Annotated in this window: 11 protein-coding genes; 5 read left to right on the top strand and 6 right to left on the bottom strand. The window is 34.8% G+C overall.

Features of this window, described 5'->3' with window-relative positions:
* Window positions 1-60: 60 nt before the first annotated feature.
* Entirely contained in the window at window positions 61-1404 is a 1344-nt protein-coding gene (locus MUA87_RS02920; protein WP_262551279.1) for a TcaA second domain-containing protein, read from the bottom strand.
* A 316-nt stretch (window positions 1405-1720) separates the two neighbouring features.
* Window positions 1721-2179: a MarR family transcriptional regulator TcaR gene (locus MUA87_RS02915; RefSeq protein ID WP_002479696.1), complete on the bottom strand. Its 459-nt coding sequence runs from the start codon at window positions 2177-2179 to the stop codon at window positions 1721-1723.
* A 410-nt stretch (window positions 2180-2589) separates the two neighbouring features.
* Here MUA87_RS02915 and MUA87_RS02910 point away from each other — a divergent pair, with 410 nt between their 5' ends.
* Window positions 2590-3336 (top strand): YdcF family protein, encoded by a 747-nt coding sequence (locus tag MUA87_RS02910; RefSeq protein WP_234016479.1) that lies wholly within the window; start codon window positions 2590-2592, stop codon window positions 3334-3336.
* Window positions 3337-3495: 159 nt separating this feature from the next.
* Here MUA87_RS02910 and MUA87_RS02905 read toward each other — a convergent pair whose 3' ends face one another.
* Both MUA87_RS02905 and MUA87_RS02900 read right to left on the bottom strand, forming a co-directional pair.
* The gene (locus tag MUA87_RS02905; RefSeq protein WP_002479698.1) at window positions 3496-4185 is read right to left on the bottom strand and encodes an ABC transporter ATP-binding protein; all 690 of its coding nucleotides are present in this window, start codon (window positions 4183-4185) and stop codon (window positions 3496-3498) included.
* A complete protein-coding gene (locus MUA87_RS02900; protein WP_023015052.1) occupies window positions 4185-5243 on the bottom strand; it encodes an ABC transporter permease in 1059 nt (352 codons plus the stop codon). The genes MUA87_RS02905 and MUA87_RS02900 overlap by 1 nt, the downstream gene beginning before the upstream one ends.
* A 155-nt stretch (window positions 5244-5398) precedes the next feature.
* Here MUA87_RS02900 and MUA87_RS02895 point away from each other — a divergent pair, with 155 nt between their 5' ends.
* Both MUA87_RS02895 and MUA87_RS02890 read left to right on the top strand, forming a co-directional pair.
* A complete protein-coding gene (locus MUA87_RS02895; protein ID WP_002479700.1) occupies window positions 5399-6073 on the top strand; it encodes a response regulator transcription factor in 675 nt (224 codons plus the stop codon).
* Window positions 6066-7475 (top strand): sensor histidine kinase, encoded by a 1410-nt coding sequence (locus MUA87_RS02890; protein ID WP_262551278.1) that lies wholly within the window; start codon window positions 6066-6068, stop codon window positions 7473-7475. The genes MUA87_RS02895 and MUA87_RS02890 overlap by 8 nt, the downstream gene beginning before the upstream one ends.
* Window positions 7476-7533: 58 nt before the next feature.
* On the opposite strand, the gene mqo is transcribed toward MUA87_RS02890, so the two are convergent.
* Complete coding sequence (mqo, locus tag MUA87_RS02885; protein WP_023015054.1) at window positions 7534-9021, bottom strand: malate dehydrogenase (quinone); 1488 nt, start codon at window positions 9019-9021, stop codon at window positions 7534-7536.
* A gap of 337 nt (window positions 9022-9358) precedes the next feature.
* Between mqo and MUA87_RS02880 the strand changes: the two genes are divergently transcribed.
* Window positions 9359-10516 carry a glycosyltransferase gene (locus MUA87_RS02880; protein ID WP_002479703.1) on the top strand — a complete coding sequence of 386 codons (1158 nt, stop codon included), beginning with the start codon at window positions 9359-9361 and terminating at the stop codon, window positions 10514-10516.
* 75 nt (window positions 10517-10591) lie between these two features.
* On the opposite strand, the gene MUA87_RS02875 is transcribed toward MUA87_RS02880, so the two are convergent.
* Window positions 10592-12193 (bottom strand): L-lactate permease, encoded by a 1602-nt coding sequence (locus MUA87_RS02875; RefSeq protein WP_002479704.1) that lies wholly within the window; start codon window positions 12191-12193, stop codon window positions 10592-10594.
* A gap of 327 nt (window positions 12194-12520) precedes the next feature.
* Between MUA87_RS02875 and MUA87_RS02870 the strand changes: the two genes are divergently transcribed.
* Window positions 12521-14239, top strand: coding sequence for a CDP-glycerol glycerophosphotransferase family protein (locus MUA87_RS02870; protein ID WP_262551277.1), 1719 nt, complete (start codon window positions 12521-12523; stop codon window positions 14237-14239).
* Window positions 14240-14299: the final 60 nt, after the last annotated feature.

Raw genomic sequence — 14299 nt, 5'->3', positions numbered from 1 at the left:
ACTACAAGTGACGTATATTAAATAAACTCCTCTCTATCCAATGGATAAAAAGGAGTTTATTTATGATTGATAGCTGATAATTTTCAAGTCGTCAGTACTTGGTATCTGACCCGATTTATGATTATCATCTAAAAGTTTATAGGTTGATTTAACCCATACACCTTGGTTATTTAAAGTTAAGACTTCAGCGTAAACGTGCGCCCCTTCAGTCGTTACATCAACGACTTGGGGCGATTGGTAAAAAGACGCTGCACCTTGACCTGTTTGAATCAAATGTTGTGTCTGTTTATAATTATCCGTTCCTGATTTTAAAAACGGAGACACACTTGCGAAGTTATTATTCGTCGACGCTTCATTTAAAGCTGACGTATATTTATCAAAGAACCGAGACAATTTATTTTTTAAACTGTTTTCCTCTTTTTCTTTCTCTTCAACATACTTCTCAATTTTTTCTTTTTCGAAGTGTAACGTCACAGGGGTATTCTCTTTTAATTCATTCGGATAAATTTTTATGCTGTCAGATTCGAATGTTCTGCCTTTGACTTTACCTTCTGCTGATACTTCAACTTCATCAGTTACAGGGTAAGGTCCATATAAACGTGTGTGATCGTAATTGTAAGACTTACCATTAATTTTCACTTTCGTATGCTTACCTTCTAATTTATTGGCACCTTCTAACTTGATGTTTAAATTCGCCTCAGGGAATTTTTCATAAACATCGACTGTTTCGCTGTTACTGTTTTTAAATGAGAAAGTCAAATAACCACTGAATTTACCATTAGCTGTTTCTTTTGTTGCTGGAATTTTATAATCACCTGGAATAAAGTTACCTAACATAGTGGCTTCATTAGCTTCTGCGATAACTTTACGTTTTCGATCATCCGCTCTAAAAATATACGTTGTTTTCGTTTTAGGTTTAATAATCGGTTTCTTAGTAATCGTAGTGAAACTGATATTATCAAAGAAAATAAAACGGCGGCCATTTTTAGTAATGCGCAGTATTTTATTGCCATCAGGTGTTTTAATAAAGCTGGCATCTTTGTCGTTACGGTCTATGTTGCGTATCGTCTCTTGCAGTTCTTTATCAAACTTATTCTGGCCAATTTCGCTTTTTATATATTTAATGTACGTTTCCGCTTCATACGTACTTACTTTATTCTCACGTGTACTTAAAATCGTCGCAATACGTTGTGTATCATTATTCTTCACTGCATTCGCTAAGATTTTTGCTTGTGCTTCTGGTGTATTGAAATTTCTCAACAAGAAAAACAGAATAATCAATAAGATAACGATAAAAATACCGATACCCCACGGCACCATTTTACGTAGATTCTGATTTGTGCGCATACGTTGTTCACGCGTTTTGCGGCTTTCATTAGAATCCGGCTTTTCGGATTGCCCCATTGACAGTTCACCTCGTTTCAATACTTTCAAATTTTATTCACATTTCCCAGGAAATGTTGAAACTAACTCGATTTTCTATGTAAAGAATGTTTGTTTTTCTTAAATTTTATGTAACCCGCACAAATTTTACAGGTATTGCACAAAAAAGTAAAACTAAAACCGACATTTCTTCTGTAAAACTGTTGGATAGTTCTATTATAATAGACTACACAATAAAATTATATCAGTATTTAGCCTTATGTCCTTTTTTAACAGTAATTATGACAAAAATCGGTACACTTTGATAAGGTACCGATTTTTATCAATGCTATTTGATTTATCGAATTTTAGAAATATATTCTTTAATACGTTGATCGATAATTCTTAAGTTTTTAGCTGTTTCTTCTATTTGTGATTGTGATATATCTTGAAGCAAGTATGTAGAAACATCATTTACAATCACTTTAGTACGTTCTATATATTCGCGACCATTGTCAGTAAGTCTCACATACTTCAAACGTTGGTCTACGTTTTCATTTTGTTTTACAAGTTCAACTAATTCAAGATTAATTAACTTTTTAATTCGACGACTGATGGCAGCTTTATTGACACCTTGTTTTTCAGTAATTTCTGAAAGTGTCAAAGATTTATTATTGTCTAGTAAAAATAAAGCTTGAGATTGTTCAATCGAAATATGATATTCCTTACGTAAACCTTCTAGCAAACTTGCCATGAGGGTATTAATATCTTCGATAAACATTGCCATAAACTGCGTGTGTTGCTCAATGTTTTCCATGATTTTCTCCTTCATAACTATAAAAATTTCTTATTGCATCTCAGTATGAGAACCTTTTTATTCTACATATTAAACAATCCGTATATCTAATCATATCATATCTAAAGTAACATAAGGCGAAATAGGGTAAGATTAGAAGAAGGAAATTTATTATATAGAGGTTAATTATGCTATTACTTTCACTCATATTAAGCCTATTGATTTTATGTAGTTATATCTATTTATACTTTAATCACTATCGCTTTTTAAATATACAATCCTTTTTCATTACTCTGGTCTTAGGATTCATCATATTATTTATTCATTTAATCACGCGTACATTGCCTTATGATTTAGCCAGCGTATCAATAATAGGTGCCTTACTTTTATTATTCAAGCATCGGGCTATTTTAGTTTGGAAAAGTGCACGTATGTTCTTCACAAGAATTTTGGGTCTGACTTTAGCTGTTACTTTCTTAGCATTGGCTTTAAATTTATTAAGTCATATTCCAGTACCCGTGCTGAATGCACTTTTCTTATGGATCGGTTGGATTACTATCAGTACACTCTTTGCCCTAGTCCACTATTTAAGTTGGTCTTCAGCATTTAGTATGGTCGTACTGCCAGAACCGATTGATGTAATCATTGTACTAGGCGCAGGTTTATATCGCAATCAAGTGACACAAATGCTGGCTTGGCGCTTAGATCGCGCAGTTGCTTTATATCAAAATCATCATGGCAATCCTTACATTGTAGTCAGCGGCGGGACTGGTGAAGGAGATAAAGTGTCAGAGGCTGAAGCCATGCAAGCGTATTTAATTGAACAACACATTCCAGAAGATCGTATTATTTTAGAAGATCAATCACATAGCACTTTTGAAAACCTGAATAATACAAAAGCACTTATCAGCAATCAAGTTTTTGAACACATCGCTATTGTCACGAGTCAATTTCACATATTACGCGGCTTGCGTTTTGCACAAGTTCTTAAGATGAACGCAGTCGGTGCTGGCAGTCGCACACCTTATCCATTTTTTGATACAGCATTAATCAGAGACTTTTTTGCTTTGATGTATTGTTATAAACTGTTATTAACCATTTATTTCGGTGCTTTGTTCATTGGCAGTATGTTCATTAAACACCCTATATTACTTGAATTCTTTTTATCTATGTTCTAACTCATATAATACTATGTATATAAATAAAAAAGTTGAGGACTCACCTATTTTAGGTTTGACCTCAACTTTTTTTACATTATTTTCCCTTAATCATGTTTCCCCAATTAACGCGATTAATCATTGGCTACTATTATGAGCGTTAATTATATTTGACTGTGTTTATACTTCTTCACTGTCATCTTTTTTATTAATAATTTTACCATCGAACAAGTCAATGACACGGTCTGCATAATCAAAGAGTCTTGTGTCATGTGTGATAAGAATTCCGACCATATCTTCATTTGTGATACGTTCTCTGATCATTTCAGTTACTTCTGTAGCACGGTGGGCATCTAAGCTTGCTGTTGGTTCGTCAGCTAAGATGATTTTTGGATTATTCATGAATGCACGCATAATCGCAACACGTTGTTTTTCACCGCCAGATAACATAAACGGATAAGCATCTAAACGATGTTTCAAACCGATTTGGTCTAATAATTGCTCTGCACGTGCTTTCGCATCTTTTTTAGACATGCCCGCTTCTTGTCCTACTAATGTCAATTGGTCTCGAACTGACAAGTAAGGCACTAAATGCGAAGCTTGGAAGATAAAGCCGATTTCAGTTAAACGCATATCTGAGTTTGTTTTTTCTTTTGAGAACAATGGCGCACCATTGTAGATAATTTTACCTGTATCTGGATCTTGTAGACCACCTAAAATTGTTAATAACGTTGATTTACCTGAACCTGAAGCACCGCTCAAGATAACGAATTCTCCAGTTTTAACTTCAAAGTTAACACCTTTTAAAACATCTGTTTTAGCTTGGCCAGTACCGAATGATTTTGTAATATCTTTAACTTCTAAACCCATTATCCTTCACCTCCGATTGCTTCGATTGGATTTACTTTAACGAGTTTAATGAATGATAATGCTGCACCGATAATTGCAACGACTACGAAGACGCCTACTACAAGTAACATGTTGCCTGCAGTTAAGTGGAACGGCATACTTACTGGCATTATCATACCTAAGCCACTAATAATCAGTAATGAAACAACCACACTAATCATTGTAACAAGTAAGATTTGGAATACTAATGATGATAACAAGTGTCTTGTTTTGATACCGATAGCTTTTAAAATACCGATTTCAGAGATTTTTTGAATTGTCATAACGTAGAAGAATGCACTTAAGACAATTGCTGAAATCACGTATAAGCTGACAATCATCATTGTTAATGGTGCTTGCTCTGCGTTGTAACTTGGAATATTGTCAGTTAAGTCTTTTTCAGTTACTACTTTTGCACCGTTAATGTCATTAATTTTTTTCTCATCTGCTTTAGATACATCTTTTAATGGATAGAATGTTGCTGCTTTTGGCACTAATTTTTCAAACGTATCGCCTGTTGTCATCACTGCAGATGTGTGTGAATACATTGTGTCTTCTAATAGACCTACAACTTTATAATCTTTGTCACCATTCTTGAATGTTACAGTGTCACCTTTTTTCACACCATCAGCTGTTAATTTTTTATTAATAACAACTTCATTATCAGCTTTTGGATAATGACCTTCTGATAAAGCTGGTTTGAAGTCTTTACCAGGATTAATCAACATGATGTCTAGGTCATTTGAATTCTCGCTTTTCATTGATTGCATTCCGATTTGGAATGGCTCTGCGTTGACTACATTCTCGATGTCTTTTTTCTCGTCTGGTTTAAGCGCTGATTTTTCAATCACCGGCTCTTTCATATCTTGTACGACGTATTTTTCAGCATTCATATTATCTAACATAGAAATGTTTTCGCGTCCAAGCCCTTGTGCGAGTCCGCTAATGAATAATACCATGCTAGCCAGTAACAAGATAATCAGCATTATTAAAATATATTTGAACTTATAGAATACGATCTCTTTCCATGCTAACTTCATATTATTGACTCCTTTTTCTTTTATGATACTTATATTGTAAGCAGGCTTTATGAACTCAATATGAACAAACCGAAACTTTTGTTCATTTGATATATTTGTGTCACTCAGTTACTGAAAGGTATAATTAATCTAAATGATTACTAGGAGTGATAAGGATGACAACATGTCTCATTGTCGATGATGATTATCAAATCCTTCATTATGTATCTTCCTATTTAGAACGTGAAGGTTTTAAAACATCCACGCATTCCAATGCGCGTGATGCCTTAAACTATTTAGAAACACATCAAGCTGATATTGCGATTGTCGACATTATGATGGATGGCATGGATGGCTTTGAATTATGTAATGAAATAAAAGCTTCTTATGAAATGCCGGTCATTATGTTGACCGCACGTGATGCTTTAAGTGATAAAGAAGAAGCTTATTTAACGGGTACTGATGACTATGTAACCAAACCTTTTGAAGTACAAGAACTCATCTTCCGGATCAAAGCTGTTTTAAGACGCTATCAAATTAATGCGGAAAATGAATTAACCATTGGTAACTTAAAACTGAACCAATCTTATTTAGAAATTGCTTGCGATACAAAAACAATGACCTTACCGAATAAGGAATTTAACTTACTCTTCTTATTAGCAAGTCATGAGAAACAAGTTTTTTCACGAGAAGAATGTATTGAACGTGTATGGGGATTTGATTATGAAGGGGATGACCGTACGGTTGATGTGCATATCAGACGCTTACGTAACCGTTTAAAGAAAATCGGCAGTAATGTCACGATTGAAACGGTCAGAGGCTTAGGTTATAAGGTGGAAGTTCATGTTTAAATCACTTTATACACGGATTGCAGTCTACACGATTGTCATTTTATTACTCAGCGCTGTCGCAAGTTTTATTTTGACCAATGTTTTGTATCACGTTGCTTTGAAACCCTCAAATGACCATAAGATTATGACCACCTTACAAGAAGCTAAAAAGTACCAAAAAGAATCCCATACAACTAATATGAAAGCCTACTTCAAACATTTAAGCGAACTGAACTTCCAGCTTGTCACTGTCGATCAAAAAGGTCATAAAACTTTTTATGGCGCAAGTTTCAGACGCGATACACTGACTCAAGAGACCATTGATAGTGTATTGAAAGGACATAATTATCACGGAATTAAAAACCATCCCTACCAACTCTTTGTGACAGGTTTCTTTGATAATGAAACCAACAATACTGTCGGCACACGCTTTAAGACACCAGAAGGTAATGTAGCGGTGTTTATGCGTCCTGATATCGGTAAATCATTCAGTGAGTTCCGTGTGTTCTTAGCAGTATTAATTGTGTTATTACTCATTATTGCGATGGTACTGATTATCAGTTCAACTTACACGTTAATCAAACCAATTACACAACTTAAAAATGCAACTAATCGTTTGATGGAGGGTGACTTTAGCACACCGATAGAAACGACACGTCATGATGAGCTAGGTACGCTCCAATATCGTTTCGAACAAATGCGTGTGTCACTTAAACAACTTGATGACATGCGTCAGCACTTTGTTCAAAATGTTTCGCATGAAATCAAAACACCTTTAACGCATATCCATCAGCTATTAGATCGTCTCAGTCAAGCGAAAGACGACGAAACGAGACAGTATTATATAGATGAAATTCATACGACAACGAGTCGTCTTAGTAATTTAACGCGAGCATTGTTATTGCTTGCAGAGTTAGATAACAACGACCATTTAGATTATGACGATGACGTTGAAATTACTCAGATGCTGCGTTTAATGGTGCGTCACGAACAGTATGCGATTGACGCCAAAGACTTATTAATTATGACTGATCTTGAACCAATTACAGTCAAAGGTAACTATCGTCTGCTTTATCAGGCATTTCATAATATATTGACCAACGCAATTAAATATACTAAACAAGAAGGCAGTATTGATATAGATGTATTCTCTGAAAATAATACAACTATGATTTGTCGTATTACAGATGATGGTCCAGGTATGTCAGAGGATGTACAAGCTCATCTTTTCGAACGTTTCTATAAAGGAAATTCTTCTGCGACAAGCAATGGCTTAGGTCTAGCCATCGCACAAATGATTATGCGTTTGCACGGTGGAGATATTAAAGTGGAAAGTACTCTAGGTGAAGGCAGTACCTTTATTTTAAGTATGCCGTTATCACAAGCAGATAACACACCTACTTTGGAACCATTAAATCAATAAAAAACAAAAAGCGCTTCAGTATCAGAATTAAATCTGACTGAAGCGCTGTTTTTATGGCTTATTTTTGATTATTTAATTTCAAATAATGTTCAACATCCGCTTTAACTTCTTTATATAACTCTGGGTTTTCCGCAAGTTTTTGACCGAATGATGGAATCATTTCTTTAATTTTTGTTTCCCACTCTGGGAATTCATGTTTATAGCTGCGTTGTAAAATATCTAACATTACATCCACCGCTGTAGAAGCACCTGGTGATGCGCCAAGTAATGCGGCAAGTGAACCGTCTTCAGAACAAATAACTTCTGTACCGAATTGTAATGTACCTTTACCTTTGTCTGTATCTTTGATGACTTGAACACGTTGTCCTGCTACGACAATATCCCAATCTTCTTTCTTCGCATTCGGGATAAATTCACGTAACTCTTCAATACGTTCATCATCTGACAACATTAATTGTGAAATCAGATATTGTGTTAATTTCATTTCTTTCGCACCTGCAGATAACATCGTCAATAAGTTGTTGGGTTTAACTGACTTGAATAAGTCCATGTTTGAACCTGTTTTTAAGAACTTAGGTGAGAATCCTGCAAATGGACCGAATAATAATGATTGTTTACCGTCAATATAACGTGTATCTAAATGCGGTACTGACATCGGCGGTGCGCCTACTTTAGCTTTACCGTACACTTTCGCGTTATGTTGACTTACAATTTCAGGATCTTGGCAGACTAAGAATAAACCGCTGACTGGGAATCCGCCGATATGTTTCGATTCTGGCAGATGTGTTTTTTGAAGCAGTGGCAAGCTAGCGCCTCCAGCTCCGATAAATACAAAGTCAGTAATATAAGTTGTTGTTTCTTCTGTTTTTAAGTCTTTCACTTTAACTTTCCAAGTACCATCTTTACGTTGTTTTAAGTCTGTAACTTGATGCTCATACTCTACATCGACTTGGTTTTGTTGTAAGAAGTCAAATAGTTTTTGTGTTAAAGCACCAAAGTTAACATCTGTACCTGTCTCATCACGGCTGACTGCAACTGGAATATTGTTATTTCTGCCTTCCATCATTAAAGGCAACCATTTTTCAATTTGGTTTTTATCTTCTGTCATTGTCATTTCATTAAATAATGCATTTTCTTTCAATGCTTTGACACGACGTCTTAAGAAATCTACATTACGCACACCGATACAGAAACTCATATGCGGTACCGTATGAATAAATGCTTCTGGCTGTGTCAAATTACCGTGTTTTACTAAATAAGACCAGAATTCTTTAGAAACTTGGAACTGTTCATTAATTTTTAAGGCTTTAGAAATATCCAAAGAACCGTCAGGCATTTCTTTCGTATAGTTCATTTCGCATAGTGCAGAATGCCCTGTTCCCGCATTATTCCATGCATTTGAACTTTCTTGTGCAGATGCGTCCAACTTCTCAAATACTTTAATTTCTTTTTCTGGTGCAACTTTCTTTAGTAATGTACCCAATGTCGCACTCATGATTCCGCCACCAATTAAGATGACATCTGTTTTGCTATGTTGTGAACTCATAACAAATACAGCCCCCTTTTTCATAATGAAGATGACACCTTCTTAAGTATGTCGTTCTCTTCTCTCAACCCTCTCTTGAGAAAGCGCTTAATTAAACACTTAAAAAAATAACACACCTAAGTCATGCCTGGATATTGTTGCTAAATGATTTCGTTCTATTCCTTTATTATATACATAAACAGATTAAGACAAAAGGGGGAAGGTGCTTAAACACGAAAATACGATTCATTTTGTTTTAAGTGCAGGTTAAAAATATATTGCAAAGCATGTACCTTTGTATTGCATAGTTTGAATTATGCTATAATTAAACAGAAATATACAGGAGGGGTGACACCACGTGAAATCTATCACTTTTTTAATGCACAACATTTATTCAATGGGCGGTACTGTCAAGGCCGTAACACAACTCGCAAATGTGTTGGCAGTGAAAGGTCATAAAGTGGAAATTATATCAGTTTTCAAAGGAAGTAAAGCACCTTATTTCAAACTGCATCAAGATATAGAAGTCAAAGCATTGGTCGATTATAATTTAAAACCTCATAACTTAGTAGATATCTTGATGAATCGTCTACGTAAATGGACACCATTCCTCAAGCCGCAACTGATCACTCAAAATGAACCTGGCTTATCGCAATTTTCAAGTCATGTTGAAAAGAAAATCGTTCATGCGATTCAACATGTAGAAACAGATGTGTTAGTCGGTACACGTGCCAGCTATAATTTGCTGCTTGCAGATTATGCACCTGACCACGTCCTAACTGTCGGCATGGAACATATGAACTGGGAAGCTTACACTAAGAGTTATCAACAAGAAATTAAATCTGCTTATGAACGCTTAAATCGTATTACAGTCTTAACGGATGCTGATCGCAAAGCATTCAAATCAATCATTGACACCCCTGTCTATGTCGTTCCAAATATGATGAATGAACCTCGTATTGAAATTCCAAAGAAACCGCAAATTATTGCGGCCGGAAGATTAGAATATGAAAAAGGTTTCGATCTTTTATTACGCAGTGTAGAAATGATTCAAGACAGTTTACGTGAAATGAATTTCACTGTACATATCTATGGTGATGGTCAACAAAAACATGACCTCGAAGAATTCATTTCACAACATCAATTAAAAGATATTGTACAGTTGCATCCTGCTACATTGCATCTGCCATTACGTTTGGCTGAAAGTATGATTACAGTAGTACCATCTCGTAATGAAGGGTTTGGTTTAGTCATTTTAGAAGCCATGAATCAAGGCAGCATCGTAATCAGCTTTAAAGGTAATACAGGACCTGAAACTTTAATTCAATCTAACCAAAATGGATTCCTGGCTGAATATCAAAATATATCTTCCCTTTCAGAACACATTTTAAATGTAATGTCTGCACCACCTTCTGAACAAGGAAAGATTATCGAAAATGCTTTTGCGACTGTTGAAACTTATTCAGCAGATAGTGTCTATCAAGATTTTGCGAAAGCATTAGAAACATCTGAATAATTAGTTATTATGATAAATATAGAAGCGGAGCCGAAATAATTTCGACTCCGCTTCTTTTATTTTCATTGTTACCTATTACAAAATTAAAGATAAGATTAATGTCCAGATACAGATGAAGATTAACATGCCTACACTGTAACGTAATGACATTTTTAAGAGTTCAGACTCTTTACCTACTTGTTTAACGGCTGCTGTCGCAATCGCAATAGATTGTGGAGAAATAATTTTTGCTGCTACCCCACCTACTGTATTTGCTGCAACTAATAAGCCGCCGCTAACGCCAATTTGACTAGCAACTGAAGCTTGAATTGGTGTGAACAATGAGTTGTTGTTAACTACTGAACCTGTCATGAATACACCGATCCAACCTAATACTGGTGAGAATAATGGGAAGATACCGCCTGCTTTAGAAATACCTTGTCCCATTGCAGCACTTAAACCGCCATAAGTTGTTAATTTTGAAACAGCTAAGATAAAACAGATTGTGACAACTGAAATCCATAATTCTTTAAATGTTTCACCTAATAAACTAAATGCATCTTTAAAACCAGTTGTTTTAGATAACAATACAGTAATAATAATTGTTAATAAAATTGCTGTACCTGTATAACCTAAGATATTCAAGTTCAACACAATAGCTTTTTTAGTCACTTCACTATAAGTACCTGGTACTGTAAATTTAGCTGCTAAAAAGCTTAATGGTTTGCCCGGTAAGAATAAGCCTTTAAAGAATGGCATACTCCAAAACATAATTAAGATTGTCAAAATGTAGAATGGACTCCATGCATACATAATTTGTTTAAAGTTTAATTTTTGTGTAACCGGTGGTTTCACGTTTTCGTCAATACGGAAGATATGTTTCGGCTGCATTTTACGACTCATAATAGCTAAAGCACCCATTGCTGCTAAAGGTGGTAACACGTCTGCTAACTCTGGACCTTGAAAGAATGTTAACACACCTTGGAAACCAGCATATACCACTGAAACCGTTAAGATAAATGGTAGTGTTTCTTTAATACCTTTGAAACCATCAATGATAAAGACAATTAAAAACGGAACAAAGAAGTTGATGAATACTAAAGTTAATGTTGAATAAGTTGAAACTTCATGTGCAGTAATACCGCCATGTAAATTCAAAGTATCAATAACGGCAACAGGTAAACCAATAGCCCCGAATGCTCCTGCTGCTGAGTTAGCGACCAAACATAACATCGCTGCTTGTAATGGTTTAAAACCAAGATAAATTAATAAAATCGCACAGATTGCAATCGGTACACCGAAACCTGCAACCCCTTCTAAGAACGCGTTAAAACAAAAACCGATTAACAATAATTGCACACGTTGGTCTTGAGAGATTGTAGCGATACTATCTTGAATCATACTGAACTGACCAGTTTTTGTTGAGAGTTTATAAAGCCAAACTGCCATAATAACGATATAACCAATTGGGAACCAACCTTGGAAGAATCCCTCGATAACCGCCCCAGTGGCCATCGCTCCAGGAAGTTTAAAGATAAATACTGCAACAACCATTGTGATGATTAATGTTGTTAATGCAGCATAAATTCCTTTCATTTTGAAGATTGTCAAACATAGCAAGAATAAGATAATTGGCACACCTGCTACGAGACTTGAAATAAGTAAATTGTGGAATGGATCAAATGAAGATACTAACATTTCTGTCGCTTCTTTCTGTAGTTTATTTTGTGTTTATATTTATTTGCAAAATCAAATTTAGTCTTGTGATTTATTTCACATATAATATAACACTATTTATGGAGCTGTTCAATTAGTTTTTCATAATTTTTTCAAACTGTTTTTCGATTGGAAACCCTTACATATCAATGTATTCGCTTACATCATAAAATGTTATGAATCATCTGTATTAGTCAAAATTTAAATTATAATAGTACAGTTTAATTAATAACGTATACGTCTTGTCATTCACAGTTTGCAGTCAAAATGTTAAAATATAGTTTAATATAATCAAACTGAGGTCATAATATGAAAATATTAACAACAGAATATCAATCAAATGAAAAAATGCGCATTAACCTTCAAGAAGCCTTAGCTAAAGGTTACACGCATTTTATTCCTTCTGATTTAAATATAGATATTTATCCTGATCAATTAGAAGCATTGAAACACCATGAAACACAAAACTCAATCGTTGTTGACTACACCATCGATCAGTACTATCAAAATGACTGTCGCTATTTTGGAGATCAGACAATCAACTTTAATACTTGGATGAATAATATTAATCACTTTCCTAATCTTATTTTCAGTATTCAGCAAGTATTAGACGTTATAGATGAAGTATACTGTGAAACGGCTTTTGATTTAGCAATTGGCCTGTTATTAAATCAAAACGTAGAAACAAATGGTCACGTAATCTTTGATTTTAAACATACAATCCGTACTTCCCAAACATTCTATCAAAGTATTAAACAACATGAATATAACGCAATTACACAATTTAATTTAAATAAATTAGCTTACTTACATCATCAAAAACCACCGTTTAAGTTCCGCAATTTAGCTTTACCTGAGCCTGAACGATTTGTCGATTCACTACTTTGGAAGACACATTTTATGTTGCCGCACTTTATAACACGTTCAGTACTCAGTCGCAGTATTGAAAAGCATCAAAGCATGAGCAATATTTATGAAAAACAAGCAGTGGAATTAAACGGTGCTGTCGTTTTCTTAGGATTTGATTATGGCTTTAGAGGCAACTCTCGCTATTTATTTAATTATTTTGCTAAGCATTACTCTAAATATCCTGCTTTCTTTATCACAAATGATGCCACAGGCCCGCACTTTGTATCACCAGAACATGAAGAAGCACAAGAACTAATTGAAAATGCGGAAGTTGTCGTCGCTGAAAGTTATATACCCGATCACATCAAACCGAACGGTACAATCATTCAATTGTGGCATGGCACGCCTTTAAAACAGTTATTCTTAGACAGCTCAGAACCTTATCAAAATAAAGAAATTTATAATTATCGTGCACGAAAATACAACAAGTGGCTACATCAAAATTACTTTATATGCGATAGTTCTCATGCAGCTGATTTGTTTAAATCAGCCTTCCCTATGCAATATACAGAAGTTGTCGCATGCGGTTACCCACGTGTCCGATACTTATTAGATAAATATAAAGAACAAACTTATGTTCAATATATGAAACAACAACTTAAATTAGACCCTAACAAACCGACGTTACTTTACTTGCCGACATGGAAAACAGATCCACAACCAAACGATATGTTACCACTTTCTGAGTCATTGCTTGATCATTATAATGTGATTTATCGTGGCCATATCGAAAGTAAAGAAGCTGAAACACAATTACCGCAAGCAGTCATTCAACCTGCTGCTCAAATTGAGACACAAGATTTATTACTTGCTTGTGATGTATTAGTCAGTGACTATTCGTCAGTTGTCTTTGATGCATTAACTATTGATAAAACCGTTGCGCTTTATACTCCAAACCTTGAACACTATCAAACAGAACGCGGTTTATACCTAGAAGTTTGGCAAGACTTTGATAAAGTCACGTATCAAGATGCTGAATCATTAACCAAAGCACTCATAAACCAAGAAATTCCTTATATTGCAAGTGCATATATTAATCGAGATAATCATTCATTTGAAACTATCGCAAGCTTGATTGTGCAACATTTACCTAAACGTCAAAAAAGACGTAAAAACTAAAAAATAATATTAAAAAGGCTCAGCATATTTTGTGCTGAGCCTTTTGCATGATTATCTTAT

It is taken from the genome of Staphylococcus simulans, from assembly GCF_025561465.1.
Taxonomy (GTDB): Bacteria; Bacillota; Bacilli; order Staphylococcales; family Staphylococcaceae; genus Staphylococcus; species Staphylococcus simulans.
The sequence above is the reverse complement of the archived record's forward strand: the minus strand, read 5'-3'. Positions and strand labels throughout refer to the sequence as shown.

Coding starts and splice junctions, on each gene's coding strand:
- MUA87_RS02875 (WP_002479704.1), bottom strand. CDS start 12,193: ATGTTAGTATCTTCATTTGATCCATTCCACAATTTACTTATTTCAAGT.
- mqo (WP_023015054.1), bottom strand. CDS start 9,021: ATGAGTTCACAACATAGCAAAACAGATGTCATCTTAATTGGTGGCGGA.
- MUA87_RS02890 (WP_262551278.1), top strand. CDS start 6,066: ATGTTTAAATCACTTTATACACGGATTGCAGTCTACACGATTGTCATT.
- MUA87_RS02870 (WP_262551277.1), top strand. CDS start 12,521: ATGAAAATATTAACAACAGAATATCAATCAAATGAAAAAATGCGCATT.
- MUA87_RS02920 (WP_262551279.1), bottom strand. CDS start 1,404: ATGGGGCAATCCGAAAAGCCGGATTCTAATGAAAGCCGCAAAACGCGT.
- MUA87_RS02915 (WP_002479696.1), bottom strand. CDS start 2,179: ATGGAAAACATTGAGCAACACACGCAGTTTATGGCAATGTTTATCGAA.
- MUA87_RS02900 (WP_023015052.1), bottom strand. CDS start 5,243: ATGAAGTTAGCATGGAAAGAGATCGTATTCTATAAGTTCAAATATATT.
- MUA87_RS02895 (WP_002479700.1), top strand. CDS start 5,399: ATGACAACATGTCTCATTGTCGATGATGATTATCAAATCCTTCATTAT.
- MUA87_RS02905 (WP_002479698.1), bottom strand. CDS start 4,185: ATGGGTTTAGAAGTTAAAGATATTACAAAATCATTCGGTACTGGCCAA.
- MUA87_RS02910 (WP_234016479.1), top strand. CDS start 2,590: ATGTTCTTCACAAGAATTTTGGGTCTGACTTTAGCTGTTACTTTCTTA.